This window comes from uncultured Psychromonas sp., from assembly GCF_947489755.1.
Classification (GTDB): domain Bacteria; phylum Pseudomonadota; class Gammaproteobacteria; order Enterobacterales; family Psychromonadaceae; genus Psychromonas.
The window spans coordinates 87,764-104,631 of sequence record NZ_CANLFB010000007.1; the positions used below are offsets into that span (position 1 = coordinate 87,764).

At 36.4% G+C, this 16,868-nt stretch carries 12 protein-coding genes and 1 tRNA gene; 8 read left to right on the forward strand and 5 right to left on the reverse strand.

Annotation, left to right across the window (positions count from 1 at the left end; all coding sequences use genetic code 11):
- Positions 1–276: 276 nt before the first annotated feature.
- Positions 277–1,233 (reverse strand): mechanosensitive ion channel, encoded by a 957-nt coding sequence (locus Q0794_RS05785; RefSeq protein ID WP_298940811.1) that lies wholly within the window; start codon positions 1,231–1,233, stop codon positions 277–279.
- 306 nt (positions 1,234–1,539) lie between these two features.
- Between Q0794_RS05785 and Q0794_RS05790 the strand changes: the two genes are divergently transcribed.
- The 8 genes from Q0794_RS05790 (at position 1,540) to cyoE (ending at position 10,443) form a co-directional block, all read left to right on the forward strand.
- Positions 1,540–2,577 carry a mechanosensitive ion channel family protein gene (locus Q0794_RS05790; protein ID WP_298940812.1) on the forward strand — a complete coding sequence of 346 codons (1,038 nt, stop codon included), beginning with the start codon at positions 1,540–1,542 and terminating at the stop codon, positions 2,575–2,577.
- A gap of 251 nt (positions 2,578–2,828) precedes the next feature.
- Entirely contained in the window at positions 2,829–4,079 is a 1,251-nt protein-coding gene (locus Q0794_RS05795; RefSeq protein WP_298940813.1) for a sensor domain-containing diguanylate cyclase, read from the forward strand.
- A 588-nt stretch (positions 4,080–4,667) separates the two neighbouring features.
- A complete protein-coding gene (locus tag Q0794_RS05800) occupies positions 4,668–5,072 on the forward strand; it encodes a hypothetical protein (protein ID WP_298940814.1) in 405 nt (134 codons plus the stop codon).
- Between the two features lie 407 nt (positions 5,073–5,479).
- A complete protein-coding gene (gene cyoA / locus Q0794_RS05805; RefSeq protein WP_298940815.1) occupies positions 5,480–6,478 on the forward strand; it encodes a ubiquinol oxidase subunit II in 999 nt (332 codons plus the stop codon).
- 2 nt (positions 6,479–6,480) lie between these two features.
- Positions 6,481–8,484, forward strand: a complete 2,004-nt coding sequence (cyoB, locus tag Q0794_RS05810) for a cytochrome o ubiquinol oxidase subunit I (protein ID WP_298940816.1) — start codon at positions 6,481–6,483, stop codon at positions 8,482–8,484.
- Positions 8,481–9,116 carry a cytochrome o ubiquinol oxidase subunit III gene (gene cyoC, locus Q0794_RS05815; protein WP_298940817.1) on the forward strand — a complete coding sequence of 212 codons (636 nt, stop codon included), beginning with the start codon at positions 8,481–8,483 and terminating at the stop codon, positions 9,114–9,116. Before cyoB ends, cyoC begins: the two co-directional genes overlap by 4 nt.
- Positions 9,116–9,445, forward strand: coding sequence for a cytochrome o ubiquinol oxidase subunit IV (gene cyoD, locus Q0794_RS05820; RefSeq protein WP_298940818.1), 330 nt, complete (start codon positions 9,116–9,118; stop codon positions 9,443–9,445). The genes cyoC and cyoD overlap by 1 nt, the downstream gene beginning before the upstream one ends.
- A gap of 113 nt (positions 9,446–9,558) precedes the next feature.
- Positions 9,559–10,443 carry a heme o synthase gene (gene cyoE / locus Q0794_RS05825; protein WP_298940819.1) on the forward strand — a complete coding sequence of 295 codons (885 nt, stop codon included), beginning with the start codon at positions 9,559–9,561 and terminating at the stop codon, positions 10,441–10,443.
- Positions 10,444–10,969: 526 nt separating this feature from the next.
- Here cyoE and Q0794_RS05830 read toward each other — a convergent pair.
- From Q0794_RS05830 to dnaG, 4 genes are all read right to left on the reverse strand, one after another.
- Positions 10,970–12,340 carry an MFS transporter gene (locus tag Q0794_RS05830; RefSeq protein ID WP_298940820.1) on the reverse strand — a complete coding sequence of 457 codons (1,371 nt, stop codon included), beginning with the start codon at positions 12,338–12,340 and terminating at the stop codon, positions 10,970–10,972.
- A gap of 483 nt (positions 12,341–12,823) precedes the next feature.
- Positions 12,824–12,900, reverse strand: a tRNA-Ile gene (locus Q0794_RS05835).
- A gap of 190 nt (positions 12,901–13,090) precedes the next feature.
- On the reverse strand, positions 13,091–14,935 hold the full coding sequence (gene rpoD / locus Q0794_RS05840; RefSeq protein ID WP_298940821.1) for an RNA polymerase sigma factor RpoD: 1,845 nt from the start codon (positions 14,933–14,935) through the stop codon (positions 13,091–13,093).
- 96 nt (positions 14,936–15,031) lie between these two features.
- Positions 15,032–16,780, reverse strand: a complete 1,749-nt coding sequence (gene dnaG, locus Q0794_RS05845) for a DNA primase (protein ID WP_298940822.1) — start codon at positions 16,778–16,780, stop codon at positions 15,032–15,034.
- Between the last annotated feature and the right edge of the window lie 88 nt (positions 16,781–16,868).

A 16,868-nucleotide genomic window follows, 5' to 3' on the forward strand; every position in this document is an offset into this window, starting at 1 on the left:
CATCACATTATGAGGCTAAGCTTTAGCGATAACTGACTGAAAGGCCTAACATTACTTATGCTAGGCCTATAATAGTTTAATCAGTGACAATGAATTAAATACTTATACCAATCACACCCATTAACTGACCTATTTTATTTGTTAAAATAACTTAATTCTTCGAAAGTCTTTAACTTACGCCTTAAATTCAATCATTGTTCCTGCTCAAAATTGAGAACACTTCTTTAACGTAATTGGTATTACTTGGATTCAGATATTAAGTCATTAATCTTTAAATTAATTACTTGACGGTTGCTTATCCGATTGAGCATTCTCAGCGGTGTTATCATTATTATGCTCTTTAGCCGTGCTTAACATGCTATTTAATTTTTCACCTCCTTTAGCGCCAAAGTCCAATGTTCGGATAGGGAAGGGGATTAGAATATCTGCATTTTCAAGGGCTTTTTTCACACCGATAATAGCTTCATGTTTTGCTTGCATAAAACCTGTTTTGCCTGGGTAATCTATCCAAAACCACAATAAAAAATTAACACTGCTATCGCCGAAATCTGTTGCGTATACTGCGGTTTCTTGTTTTTTAATGACGAACTTGTATTGATTTATATGTTCAACAATGAGCTTCGTTGCTTTGTCCGGATCATCGGCATAAGAAATACCAAAAGGAACCTCTATGCGTCTTATTCCTTTCGTAGAGTAATTAGTTAAAATATTTCTGAATAAAATTTTATTTGGAATTATTTCTAGTTGCCCTGAGAAAGTTTCAACCAGTGTATTCCTTAAATTAATGGTTTTAACTTCCCCAAATACTTTATCCGTTTCAACAATATCTCCAATTTGAAATGGCTTGCGAATGCCCATTGCAATACCTGCTATGAGGTTCTCTGTCATGTCTTGAAAAGCAAAACCGATGGCTAAACCTACAATACCTGCGCCTGCTAACAGAGAGGTGACCGTGCCGCTTAACCCTAAGAAATCTAACGCAATAAAAAGACCAGTAACCAATACACCGACTTTGAAGATCGACGACAATAAATTAGCTATTTGAGGTGAAACTTTGGTTCTGCGTAAAAAATTATTCATTATCTTGCCGGCGTAACGGGCAAGAATTGAAAAGAAGATGGCAATTAATATCGCTACCACAATATTAGGGAGGATTTTAATGGTTGCTTCAAGCCATGACTCTAGCTTTCCATAGATTAAATCCCAAAACTTTTCAATTTTTAATAATTCCATATTATTTCCTAAAGATAGTGTCTTTTATTTATGACTCTCATATTGACATGGTGAGTCTGCTTTATTTATAAAAGATTTTACTCATGTTGGTAAATGAAAATATGAGTGATACAACAATTATCCTAGCAGAAAGCTATTGCATGATGCCAATTTCATTATTTATTCGTTTTCTACAATATAAAGTATGTGTTCATTTTTTAGTGTTAGTTTTATTTGAATTTATTGAGGTTATTTACATATAAGGAGTAATTGAGTAATTTAAAAGGTACCTTACTTTGCAGTTACAGTAAAAATAATGAGTTGATAATGATGAAATTACAAATGGTGATAGATGATTTAACCCAGTTCACTGAAGTGGTATTAGATAAATTGCCTTCAATCTTTATCGGTATAATTATATTCGTCACTTGTTTTTGGTTATCAAAACCGATCGCTAATTTGATCACTAAACCATTAACAAAAACGACCAGTAACCGACTCATACAACGAGTGATTCATCGAACAATGAGTTTGTTAATTATTTTATTAGGGTTATACATATTATTAAGCTTGGTAGGGTTAACGCAATTTGCCGTTGCTTTATTAAGTGGCACAGGAGTAATAGGGTTAATTGTTGGCTTTGCATTTAAAGACATTGCAGAAAATTTTCTATCAAGTTTACTATTGAGTATTCAACGTCCGTTTAAGTTAGGCGATATTATTGAAGTTGCTGGGTACCTAGGCGTCGTTAAAAAAATGACTTCTCGTGCAACGACATTGGTCGATTTTAATGGCGATCATATTCAGCTTCCAAATGCGACCATATATAAAAATGCGATACGTAATCTTACAGCAAATCCAAATATAAGAGCCTCCTTTGATATCGGTATCGGTTATGACACTGATTTTGATTGTGCCCAGTCTTTAGTTGAAAACATTATGAATCAACATCCCGCTATACTGGAAGAACCTGCACCTCAGGTTTTAGTTAATTCGCTAGGTTCATCCACTTGTAATTTACGAGTTTATTTTTGGGTTAACAGTGAAATTAATAGCCAATTAAAAGTCTCATCAGTTTTAATGAAAAAAGTGGTTGAGATTTTTTTAGAGGAAAATATTACGATGCCAGATGATGCGAGAGAACGAATTATTTTGTCAACAAACGTAGAAGAGCAATCCTCTAAACAACAGAATACCTCTCCACCTAACATGGCTTCCAATACTTCCGATAAAATGACGAATAATGCGACGAATAAATTTGATGACTATAGCGATGATGATATCAGTAGTGATCATAATGATATAAGAGAACAAGCGGCTAAAGCCCGAGATCCTGAAGAAGGGGAAAATATTTTAAGTCATTAAACTGGTTAATGAAGCGTATGAGCTCATCATTAATAAATAATGCTTATCATTCAACCACGAATCTTAATGGAGTATTGGTACTAATATTAAATCAATAAATATAAACAAAAAGACAGATAAATGTGATATTTTCTGTTTCTTATGGAATAGTCTTTTACATTATCGCTATGACAAGCGAATCAGTGCTAAAAGATGTAAATTGATATTTTAAAAAAATATTGAGTTTATGCTAATCATGGAGTGGATAAAGCATGTCGGGTTTTTCTGAACAATTACTTATTGAGCCTCATTATGGTGTGGTAGTCCATCGTAATTTTGAGCCACTTTATAGTGATGATAATTATGCCCGTTTTTATGGTTATAAAAGTGCTCAAGATATTTTATCACTCACTAGTATTTTGGAGCTAATTTCACCTGCGGATCACCCCAAAGCATTACAGATCTACCAAGATCTTATGTCAGGTAAACAAAAGCCTGGTGTGCGTACCTATAAAAATATCGATAAAGATAATAATGAATTAACAGTATTGGCCATTGATAATATTGTCGACTGGGAAGGTGTGCCTGCCATGCAGGTTATTATTATTGACTTCAGTTACCAGTTTGAAACGCAGCGTAATTTAATGCTAAGTGAAGAGCGCTATAGAGTCTTAGTAGACGGTTCAATTCAAGGTATTCTCGTACATAATAATTTTAAACCCTTATTCTGTAATAATGCCTATGCGCAAATGTTTGGTTTTGAAAGTGAACAAGCATTACTTGAGACTGATTCTATTCTTGCATTAATTCCCTCGGAATTTCATGACCAGGCATATCTAGATAATCGGTCTCTACTTGCTGGAGATGAGAGTGTTATTAAAACAGAAAGTAAAGGGATACGTATTGATGGCTCAATAGTGTGGGTGAGTTTATTATCAAGAACGGTTATTTGGGATGGCGCACCTGCTACGCAAATAACGGTGATGGATATCACTGAACAGCAATTATTGCGTGAGCGTCTCGAACATAGAGCGAATTACGACGTATTGACCAACTTATTAACTCGCCGTGCATTTAATGAATTATTGGAAAAAGAATTTACTTATGCACAACAGCATTCAAATGCTTTGTGCTGTGTATTAATTGATATCGATAACTTTAAAAATATTAATGATAAAAATGGCCACCGTAGTGGGGATATTGTACTTCAATCATTTGCTAGTGCTGCTAAAAAGAACCTGAGAGAAAGTGATTTTATCGGTCGTTGGGGAGGTGATGAATTTGTACTTATCTTGCCGAAAACTGATATTGGCCATGCAAAAATGATCGCAGATCGTCTTTGTAACGATTTAGCAAATCTATCCATTGATATTGATAATGGAAATTTGAGTTTCTCCGTGAGTATTGGTGTATCGTCATTCTCAGAGCAGGTGCATAATGTTGAAACATTACTCTCTGAAGCCGATAAAGCATTATATCAAGCCAAACATCAAGGAAAGGGGCGTGTTGCTGTTGCATCTTAACTTTTTATGAAAATTATTTTCATAAATCATTCTCTTACTTTTCAATTAACAACGCTACTAAAGCTTAGTTTGTAAATACTTACAAACTAAGCTTTTTAATACACGAATATGACATCTACAAAAATATAACCTGAACCTCTAGCTTAAAATACTAATTATCTAATCCGTTAAACAAATTTAATCCATCTATTTAATAGAGGTCTATTTTTATTTATCAGCTCTTCATGTGATCTATTGTGATGTTCTATGAGTAGGTATAGCTAGGCTTAGATTTATATTTGAAGATAGTCGTTTGTATTCAATAAAGCTTGGAGCTATTTTCTTGGCAAGCCTAAGTCATTTTAATCAAAATGCTTAATAAAGTGATTGTTGTCGATGAAACCTTTAATTTTCATTAAAGCTAAATAACTTACTCGTTGATGACTTTTCTGCTTGTTGCTTACAATGACTTTGTTATACTTGCCAAAATTTGATGCTTACTCAGACTTTTTTGATTTGAATCACATTAGATGCTCTGAAAATAAAGTAGGCGTTTAAGTTTAAATCGCTTATTTTAATATATTTACATAACTACTAAGGCGAATGCTTTTGAGTTTATTACATTATACGCAAATAAAAATGCCATCTATGCTAAATAGATTACATTCGAGTGCGCGATATATTTTTGTAGAACGAAAGTTATTGTCTATATTGAGCATTTTGTTGGTAAATTCGATCATGTTGTTTAGTGGTGTCGTTGAAAATGCGACTGAGCTAAGCTCATCTTTAACTGAAGGTACTTTATCTGAGTCTTCGTTAGTTAATATTTTTAGTTTCTTATCTGATCCTGAATTATCTGGTCAATTACTTATTGGCTTATGCTGGTTAATATTTCTGTTTTTTTCAGCCCGCCGTACCGCTATTGTTTTACAAAAAGCGGCCTTTACTACTAGTGAAACACTCCAGTCCTTTATTGGACTTAATACGCATGGGTGCCGTGCACCGCCTCAGTAAATAGTTGAATGCTAACTGTTACTTATATTCTTTAATTTGTGTTGAGCTTTATTTTTAATATTACTCATCATTAAGTTATATAAAAACAGTCTTGCGGTTCAACCAACTCTCTTAATTTTCTCATTATTTTAATCGTTAGTATTTTCTATTGATAAAAATACACTGAGGAATTATCTACTCTGTTGTTTTTAAACTACTTATATTTTTTCAAACAACATCTTTCAACATTTAGGTTATACCAATTTAGTTTAATTAAATTGTTTAACATGACGTATTAAAAATGAGCAAGGACAAGGTGTTTTTAATCCCAATAGTGAGCTATTAGGATTGAAAACAGTGTTATCGCCCATTGGAATAAGTGATGTTTACAAAATAATGATGCTGATAGGTATTAGTAGGATAGTCCATTGTTAATTCGCAACCTTTGTAATATAGCGTTAGCTAGCATAGTGCTGGTATTGTCCGGCTGTTCAGGCGGAGTACTTGACCCAAAAGGTCAAATAGGCGTTGATGAGAAAAATTTAATCATCATCGCTACAGTACTGATGCTGCTTGTCGTGATCCCCGTTATTGTGATGACTTTATATTTCGCTTGGAAATATAGAGATACACAAACTCATGAAATTTATGCTCCGAAATGGGCTCACTCAAATAAAATTGAAGCTTTTGTTTGGGCTATTCCAATTTTGATCGTCATTGTTTTAGGCGTGATTACTTGGGAGTCAACTCATCGCTTAGACCCTTATAAACCGATTGAAGGCAAAGGGGAACATCTTACTGTTGAGGTCGTTTCATTAAACTGGAAATGGTTATTTATTTATCCTGAGCAAGGGATCGCGACAGTAAATGAATTAGTGTTCCCAGCGAATGTGCCGGTTGAATACAAAATTACTTCAGAAAGCACCATGAACTCATTTTTCATTCCACAATTGGGTAGCCAAATTTACTCAATGGCGGGCATGCAAACCAAGCTTCATTTAATTGCTAATGAGCCAGGCACTTTTAAAGGCTTCTCTGCCAATTACAGTGGTTCGGGTTTCTCAGGTATGAAATTTAATGCAATAGCAACACCTACCCAAGGTGATTTTGATAAGTGGGTAAGTGATGTGAAAGCAAAGGGTAATAAACTGACTAAAGCTAATTATGATGAACTAGCTAAAGCAAGTGAGAATAACCCTGTCACTTATTACGGTGATGTTGATGACGGTTTATTCCACACCATTATTATGAAATATATGGCGGGCATGTCGGGTACAAAAGACATGGACGGCATGAAGGACATGAAGCATATGGAAGGTACGGAAAACATGGACGGTATGAAGGACATGAAAGCTATGGACCATATGTCTCATGAAAAAATGGCTGAACATTCAGCAACACCATCTATTAGCCAAGGCGAGGAATAAGTATGTCGTTTTTAGGTAAATTGTCTTTAGATGCAATTCCGTACCATGAACCGATTCTCGTGTTCACAATGGCTGCAATTGCTATTGGCGGAATCGTTCTTTTTACGCTTATTACAAAATATAATAAATGGGGCGTACTTTGGCGTGATTGGATCACGTCGGTGGATCATAAACGTTTAGGTATCATGTACATCTTCGTTGCGTTAGTTATGCTGTTCCGTGGTTTCAGTGATGCAATCATGATGCGAACTCAATTAGCTCTTGCAACAAGTGGCGCTCCTGGGATTTTACCTCCAGAGCATTACGACCAAATATTTACAGCGCATGGTGTTATTATGATCATCTTTATGGCGATGCCATTTATGATTGGTTTAATGAACATCATCTTACCGCTGCAAATTGGTGCACGTGATGTGGCTTTCCCATTCTTAAATAACTTAAGTTTTTGGTTAACAGCCAGCGGTGCTATTTTAATTAATATTTCACTTGTTTTTGGTGAGTTTGCTAAAACAGGTTGGGTAGCTTATCCGCCTCTGTCAGAGCTGACGTTTAGCCCTGGAGTCGGGGTTGATTATTATATTTGGGCCTTACAGATATCTGGGCTTGGTACGTTATTAACTGCTGTTAACTTTTTAGTGACAGTCTTTAAAATGCGTGCACCGGGTATGACCTTGATGAAAATGCCTATTTTCACTTGGACTTGTACATGGGCGAATATATTAATTGCAGCATCATTCCCAATATTAACTGCCTTGTTAGCAATGTTAACGCTTGACCGTTATTTAGGTTTCCACTTCTTTACCAATGATGGTGGCGGTAACGCCATGATGTACATCAACCTATTCTGGGCTTGGGGTCATCCTGAGGTATACATTTTAGTTTTACCTGCTTTTGGTATTTTCTCTGAAATTATTTCTACGTTCACTTCTAAGCGTTTATTCGGTTATACATCGATGATATATGCAAGTGGAGCGATTTCTATTTTAGGCTTTATTGTTTGGTTACATCACTTCTTTACCATGGGGTCTAGCGCTAACGTTAATGCCTTCTTTGGTGTGATGACTATGATTATTGCTGTACCAACAGGGGTGAAGCTTTTCAACTGGCTATTTACTATTTACCGTGGTCGTTTACAAATGACTGTCCCAGTAATGTGGACACTCGGGTTTATGGTTACCTTTACGGTAGGCGGTATGACAGGTGTGTTATTAGCGATTCCAGGTGCCGATTATGTATTACATAACAGCCTGTTCTTAATTGCGCATTTCCATAACACTATCATTGGTGGTGCTGTCTTTGGTTACCTTGCAGGCTTTACATTTTGGTTCCCTAAAGCAATGGGCTTTAAACTCAACGTTCGTTGGGGTAAAGCAGCTTTCTGGTTCTGGATTGTTGGTTTCTTTGTTGCCTTTATGCCGCTTTACGTACTGGGTTTCCTAGGTATGACGCGTCGTTTAAATCACACTAATAACCCTGATTGGAATATCTGGTTATACATTGCTGCTGGCGGTGCTGTGCTGATTATGTTCGGTATTATTTGTCAAGTTGTTCAATTGTTTGTGAGCTTTAGAGATCGTGAAGCGCTTGATGATGAAACGGGCGACCCATGGAATGGTCATACACTTGAGTGGGCGACATCGTCACCACCACAGGCTTATAACTTTGCTGTTATCCCAGAAGTGCATGATATTGATGCGTGGACAGATATGAAAGAAAAGGGACAAGTTTATCAGTCTAAAGCAAGCTATGAAGCTATCCATATGCCGAAAAATACGTCTGCTGGTGTATTAATGGGGTTAACACTCACTATCTTCTGTTTCGCTATGATTTGGCATGTTTGGTGGTTAGCGATTGTTGGTTTAGTCGGTGCTATTGGCGTATTTATTAAACGTTGTTACAGCAATGATGTTGACTATTACGTGCAACCAGAAGAAGTGTTAGCAACAGAGAATGCCTTCAACTTAAGCGGTTCGGCTAAAATTAACAGTAAGGGGATAAAAGCATGAGTACGTTATCTATCAACGTAGAGGCTGAAAATACAAAACTAGCTTCACATGATGATCATGCACATGATCACCATGATACTTCTGGCGATACTGTATTTGGTTTTTGGTTATATTTAATGACCGATTGTCTTTTATTTGCTTCGTTCTTTGCTACTTACGCTGTGTTATTTATGAATACAGTTGGCGGAGTATCTGGTAAAGATATTTTTGAGCTGGATTTTGTTGCCGTTGAAACCGCAGCGTTATTGATCAGTAGTATTACTTTTGGTTTTGCGATGATTTGCGCGCAAGGACAAAAGAAAGCGCTTACTTTAATATGGTTAGCGATTACTTTTTGTCTAGGTGCAGCCTTTATTGGTATGGAAATCTATGAATTCACTCATCTTATTGAGCATGGTAATGGGCCGCAAGGAAGTGCTTTTTTAAGTTCATTCTTTGCTTTAGTTGGTCTACATGGTTTACATGTCACAGCGGGTTTAATTTGGATGACGATATTGATGATCGAAGTTGCACGTCGTGGTTTAGGTAAACCAACCGTGACACGTCTAATGTGTTTAAGTCTATTTTGGCACTTCTTAGACATTGTTTGGATTTGTGTATTTTCCGTTGTTTATTTAATGGGAGCAATGTAATGAATCATAACGAAACACATAATGATGCATCTCACGGTACCGTTAAAGGTTACCTAATTGGTTTTGTGTTAGCGGTTATTTTGACGGTTATTCCGTTCTATGTCGTAATGAGTGGTGACTTTTCAAAAGTGACGACTTTATGGACGATTATAACGTTAGCGGTCATCCAAATTTGGGTACATTTAAAATACTTTTTACACCTTAATTTCATCACTGAAGAAGGCAGAGCAAATACGTTCTCTTTCTTATTCAGTGCTCTGATTATTATTATGGTAGTTGGGTTATCTGTTTGGATTATTTACGAATCTAACGCGATGATGATGTATTAATATAGAGTGATCTATTTCAAGTTACTTATTGCAAGTAACTTGATTTTGATTAATTTATTTTTAAGTAGTTATTTTTTAAGTAATTGATAGTTTTGTGAAAAAAGAGGTTAAAGATGTTTCGTCGTTACTGGAGTGTGACTAAGCCTGGTATTATTATGGGCAATTTCATTAGTGTTGCGGGGGGATTTTTGCTCGCATCAAAAGGTGATGTAGACCTTTGGTTAATGGTCGCTACGTTAATTGGCTTATCGCTGGTTATTGCTTCGGGTTGTGCTATTAATAATGTGATTGATAGAGATATAGATATCAAAATGGCACGAACTCGTACGCGAGTCACTGTGACTGGCGAGATGTCTGGTATGACGGCTTTATGTCACGGTATTGTTTTAGGGATCATGGGCTTCGGTTTATTAATTGCCTATACAACACAAGTTGCCGTACTTTTTGCTGCCTTTGGTTACTTTATTTATGTTGGTGTATATAGCCTGTATATGAAACGTAATTCAGTGTATGGCACGTTTATCGGTAGCTTATCGGGTGCAGTACCGCCTGTTGTTGGTTATTGTGCGGTGACTGGTCAGTTTGATATGGGGGCATTAATACTATTGGTTATGTTTAGCTTATGGCAAATGCCACATTCATATGCGATTGCTATTTTCCGTTTTAAAGATTACCAAGCAGCGAATATCCCTGTATTGCCAGTTGCTCAAGGTATCGATAAAGCAAAACGCCATATCGTATTGTATATCGCAATATATACGTTAGTTGTGATGTTATTGCCAATCAATGGTTATACAGGAGCTGCCTTTATGGCTGTCGCTTGTACCACTAGTTTTTGGTGGTTATTAATGGCATTGAGAGGCTATCGTCGTAATATTGATGTTAGTGGTTGGGCTCGCCAAGTGTTCGCTTTCTCTATTGTTAATATTACCGCATTGAGCATTGCAATGGCGGTAGACTATCAGAGTATGGCACCACATATCATCGGATTTAACTAACCCATCTTTAGCGCTTTTACTACGACGCGCGATACGTAAATGATGTCAATAGAAAGGCCTAGGGTTAACACTCTAGGCCTTTTTTTCTAATGGCTAGCTTTTAATTACTGAATCAAAATAGAGAGATAGTGCAGAGGTAAGCGTTTAAGCTTATAAATAAAAAATTATAAAGAAAAGTTATAGAGATAAAGTAATGAAGATATTAAATGCGTCAATAATAGACAAGCACAGTATATTTAATATCTACTCATTGATGACCTGAATTAGCTTAGGAGAGTTATTTACAGGCGCAAAATATGAAGTTATTCGCAATCAATTTTCCATTATCCAGAAGTGGTTATTAATCAGAATTAGTTTCACTCAGATAAGTTTGTTATTCAATACAGTGAAATGGCCCTCATTAAACAAGCAAAAGGCTATTGATACAAAGAATTATTTATAGGGTCAGTAATAGCGAAGTAGAGTAGAGGAAGTTTATAGGCTGTTATTGTTTATTAACAGCCTATTACATGATTATTTACAGGGGCTATTTAGGTTGGTTAAGTAACGCTTTAATATCAGCAATATTAACTATTTTTTCATCTATTTTTAAGTAGGCTATCGCTTCAGTAAATACAATTGTTGCTTCAATGACACCTGGCATATTAATTAATTGTTCAGCAACTTCACCTGCTTGCTTTTCATTTTCAACATTAATGGCAAAGCTGAAGTTTTTTGATTTCTTAAGCGGTTTCATACCCATTGTGACTAGCAGCCATATTGCACTAATAACAGCCATGACTAAGAAGATAGCTTGCTCACCAAAACTACTGGCAATTAGACCACCTAAAACACCACCCGTAAACGCACCTAAAAACTGACTACTAGAGTAGATGCCCATAACACTACCTTTCACACCTGCAGGTGCAATTCGCGATAGGATTGACGGCATAGTCGCTTCCAAATAGTTGAAGGCCGTGAAGAACATGATCACTAATACCACTAAACTTGCAAAGCTCATTGGTAAATACCATAAAAGGAACAGAGCTAATGTCAGCAATAAGACGGAAGCCGACAACATCTGTTTCTCTTTTTGCTTTTTGATTGCATAGATCATGAATGGCACCATGAAAAAGAATGAGCCAATTAACGTAGGTAGATATAACTGCCAATGATCTTCAAGCATTAAACCACTCGCTACAAACTGCTTAGGCAAAGTAATAAAGCAGGCTGTCATCGCCATATGGAGGGTGAATACACCAAAGTTGAGGCGTGATAATTGAGGATGACGAATCAATCGTTTAAGTTGTGCTGGCAGAGCGACACTATCCCCTTTCGGCGCTTTATTGACAGAATGAGGTACCATAAATTGAATCAATAACATTGCGAATATAGTGAGCACTGCGATAAACCAAAATAAGCCACTCAAACCAAATGCTTTAGCTACTATTGGGCCTACAACCATTGCTATAGTGAATGATAAACCAATAAACATACCAATTGTTGCCATTACTTTCGGGCGTTGTTCTTCACGACTTAAGTCGGCTGCTAATGCTAATATGGCACTGGCAATTGCCCCCATACCTTGTAAAGCTCGACCAAACACAACACCATAAATAGTGTCTGACATGGCTGCAACAATACTGCCTAATAAAAAGACTAATAAACCGATTAAAATGATTGGTTTTCTGCCATATTTATCTGACAGAATACCCATTGGAATTTGTAGCATCGCTTGTGTTAAACCATAAGCTCCAATCGCTAAACCAATCCACATCGGGCTGTATCCTGCTAATTGTTCTCCATAAATAGCAAAAACAGGAAGGATCATAAATAGGCCAAGCATGCGGAGACCAAAGACAGCTGCAAGCGAAAATGCCGCTCTCTTTTCAATACTATTTAAACCAGTAGCACTCATAAAATATATTAACTCTATCGTAGTGGAACCCTAGGCATAGAACTATGTCAGGAGGGAAAAGCATTTTATCACGCAACCACTGTCAATCAACCTCAAAGTCTTTAAGGTTAAATTGTTTTAAAATTATATCGCGTTTTATGTCTCAGACTTTTATAGCCAAAGTTATATTTAAAATATTTGTGTTAGCAATTATTCTTTGAATCCAAGTTCAATAGTAGATGTTTATGATAGAAAGAATGTAGAGCACTTTTTAAGGATGCTAATAAAATCCTAAAAGAGGGAATTATATACGATATGGGAGCGAGAATTTTTATGTTTGAGCGATCAAATAAGCAAAAAAGTAATGAATGAGAAAGAAGGTGATTGAATTTATTTTAATTAAAATACTTATTAATAGTTCGATAACTGAAATGATTTTTATATCTTAAATTTAAGATATAAAAAAACCGTAACAAAAATTAATCTATTACGGTTTCTAAAATGTGGTGGCCCTTCCCCGACTCGAACGGGGGACCTGACGATTATGAGTCGTATGCTCTAACCAACTGAGCTAAAGGGCCTTAATTTGTGGGCTGATTATATAAGCTACTCATTTATCTGTCTAGTTTATTCAGTTTGATTGCTTATTTAATCAGCGCTCTATGCGTTATTATTATTTAAATAAATGAATGTACATAAAAAATCCTACCGAAGTAGGATTTTAATGGTTATCGCAGTGACGATAACTTGTTTGTTACTTTATTTATTAATCTATTCGTCTAAGAAGCTACGAAGTTGTTCGCTGCGACTTGGGTGACGAAGTTTACGTAATGCTTTTGCTTCAATTTGACGAATACGTTCACGTGTTACATCAAACTGCTTGCCTACTTCTTCAAGTGTGTGGTCAGTATTCATATCGATACCAAAACGCATACGTAGTACTTTAGCTTCACGAGCCGTTAAGCCTTCTAATACATCATTCGTTGCATTTTTTAGGCTTTCGCTTGTTGCGCTATCTACTGGCAATGCAATAGTTGTATCTTCAATGAAGTCACCTAAGTGTGAATCTTCATCATCACCAATCGGTGTTTCCATTGAAATTGGCTCTTTAGCTATTTTCAATACCTTACGAATTTTATCTTCAGGCATCATCATGCGTTCAGCTAATTCTTCAGGCTGTGGCTCACGCCCCATTTCTTGTAACATTTGACGAGAGATACGGTTAAGTTTATTAATCGTTTCAATCATGTGTACTGGGATACGAATCGTACGTGCTTGGTCAGCAATAGAACGAGTGATTGCTTGACGGATCCACCATGTAGCATAAGTTGAGAATTTGTAACCACGACGGTATTCAAATTTATCAACGGCTTTCATTAGGCCGATATTACCTTCTTGGATTAAATCTAAGAACTGTAAACCACGGTTAGTGTATTTTTTAGCAATCGAGATAACTAGACGTAAGTTAGCTTCGACCATTTCTTTCTTAGCACGACGCGCTTTAGTTTCACCAATGCTCATTGCACGAGATATTTCTTTTAAGTTAGTAATACTGAGTGTGCTTTCCACTTCGATTGCTAACATTTTACGAATACAACGCTCTAAGTCTTCTTCAGACTCTTTAATACCGGCAACGAAAGCTTCCTTACCAGCTAATAGTGTTTCTAACCATGCGCTGTTGGTTTCATTGCCTTTAAACATTTTAATAAAATCTGCTTTAGGCATTTTGCATTGCTCAACACAGATTTTTAGAATTAAACGTTCTTGAACACGTGCTGCATTCATATTACCGCGTATCAGTTTTACCATGCGGTCAAACTGTTTAGGGATCAATTTAAATTGTTGGAAGTATTCAGCTTGGTCAGCTATCGCAGTTAATGTATCTGCATGTTTACGACCATTTTTAGTAATTGATTTTTCAACAATATTATTTAAACGACGTAGTTCAGCAAACTTCTCTGCTGCTTCTTCAGGACAAGGGCCTTTAGGACCTTCCTCCTCTTCTTCGTCATCATCTCCATCAGTATCGTCTTCTTCTAATTCTTTTTCTGATAATTCAGAACCGATATTAGTTGCGCTAACTGCTTGAGTCATATCATCATTTGGATCAATGAAGCCACTGATTAAATCAGTTAATTTCATTTCTTCAGCTTCGTAGCTATCGTAGTTATCTAATAAGTTACGGATAGTTGCTGGATATTCAGAAACTGAATTTTGTACTTCTTTGATGCCTTCTTCGATACGTTTAGCGATAACAATTTCGCCTTCACGTGTCAGTAGTTCTACTGTACCCATTTCACGCATGTACATACGTACTGGGTCAGTTGTACGACCAATTTCAGATTCTACAGTCGCTAGCACTTGTGCCGCGGCTTCTACTGCATCTTCATCAGGTTCGTCGTTATCTGTACCAGATAATATAAGATCGTCTGCATCAGGAGCAGTTTCAACAACTCGGATACCCATGTCATTGATCATTTGAATGATATCTTCAATTTGCTCTGAATCCACGATATCTTGCGGAAGGTGGTCATTCACTTCTGCGAAGGTTAAGAAACCGTTCTCTTTACCTTTAATGATCAATTCTTTAAGTAGAGATTGAGGTGTTTGCGCCATAGGTACCATCCAAAAAGTAGTCGTAAAATGTGGTGTAAATGGGAAAAAATATAAGCGCTCGATTATACGCCTAAATTAAATTTTATGCTAATCCCATTAATGTTGTTTTTGTTCTTTAAGAAGTTGAGCCAATTGCACTGTTTCTTCTGTTGTTAAAATATCACCCTGTCTTGATTTTTGTTTTAAAAATTCAATACGTTGGGTTAGATGTAACGATAAAAAATTATCTAATATATCAAAAAACACTTGCTCATATTTATCTTCTTGAACTTGATTTTTCCAAGTCGCTAGGGTGATTAACTGTTTTTCTTGCGGCTCACCGCGCCAATGTTCTAATAACTGTCCTGTAGATAGATGGGGTGTCACTCTGCATATTTCAAGTAGTGAATTTAAAAGAGTTAAACCTGGTATCTGCATTTCTTGAAATTCTGGGATTTTTGCTAGTTGATAAGCCATCTGAGGCTTTTGTAATAATAATGATATCGCTAAACGCATTGGTGTTATTTTTTGTGATGTTTGCTTTCGTTCAACTGTTGCAGCAGCAGGTAATAATTTTTTTAATCCTTCTTTTTCAATACCTAACAAGCTAATTAGGCGTGTTTCCATCATTTGTCTAAACACTGAATCAGGTAATTTAGTGAGTAATGGAATTGCTAGCTGTGCTAATTTTGATTTACTATCGGCACTGCGCATATCAACTTGCGATAATAAGTGCTGATATAAAAAATCAGATAAAGGCATGGCTTGATCAATCAGTTTTTCAAAAAATTCTTTGCCTTCTTTCTGTACTAAACTATCTGGATCTTCACCGTCAGGTAAAAACATAAAGCGTAGTGTTCGACCATCTTGAATCGAGGGCAGGGCATTTTCAAGTGCACGCCACGCCGCTGTACGTCCTGCACTATCACCATCGAAACAACAAACAACTTCACTGGTTTGTCTGAATAATAATTGAATATGATCGGGTGTAGTCGCTGTACCTAAAGATGCAACGGCGTAGTTAATATCAAACTGACCTAATGCAACGACATCCATATAACCTTCAACGACTAAGATACGTTGAACGTCTTTCTCGTATTGTTTGACTTGATATAAGCCATAAAGTTCTTTGCCTTTATGAAATATAGGTGTTTCAGGTGAGTTTAAATATTTTGGTGTTGTATCATCAAAAACACGCCCACCGAAACCAATCACTCGACCACGTCGATCATGAATAGGGAACATTAAGCGATCACGAAAGCGATCGTAACTACCGCCACTCTCTTTACTGATCAACATACCTGCATCGACTAATTGCTGTTCAGTTTGTTTGTTGATCGCAAATTTTTTGCGTACTTCATCCCAACCATCAGGCGCATAACCAATTTGAAAATATTTGGCTGTTTTACCTGATAATCCTCGATTCTTTAAATAATTGATTACTTTTTCGCTATTACTATGAGTGCGCAGTTGTTGCTGATAAAAGCGAGTGATGTCACCCATTAACTGATAAAGATCTTTTCTGTCAACATAAGTGGTTGGTGATTGTGTTTGTCCTGAATCTTCTCGAGGTATGTCAATGGATAACGATTCTGCTAGCACTTCAACGGCATCAACAAATTCAATGCCATCATATTCCATTAAAAAAGATAAAACGTTACCGCTTACTCCACAGTTAAAACAATGATAAAACTGTTGATCTGGACTTACTGAGAACGTTGAGTCGTTATTACCATTATGGAAAGGACAACGTGCACGGTAGCTTTTGCCTTTTTTCTTCAATTTAAGACGGCTATCAATTACATCAACGATATCAGTACGTGAGATTAGATCGTCAATGAAATTTTTAGGAATACGGCCGGCCATTTTGGAGTCCTGTAAAGAGAAAAGTCAGTAGTATACTCGTTACTATTATAACGATACAAGATATCTAAACTGAATATATTATAGAGAG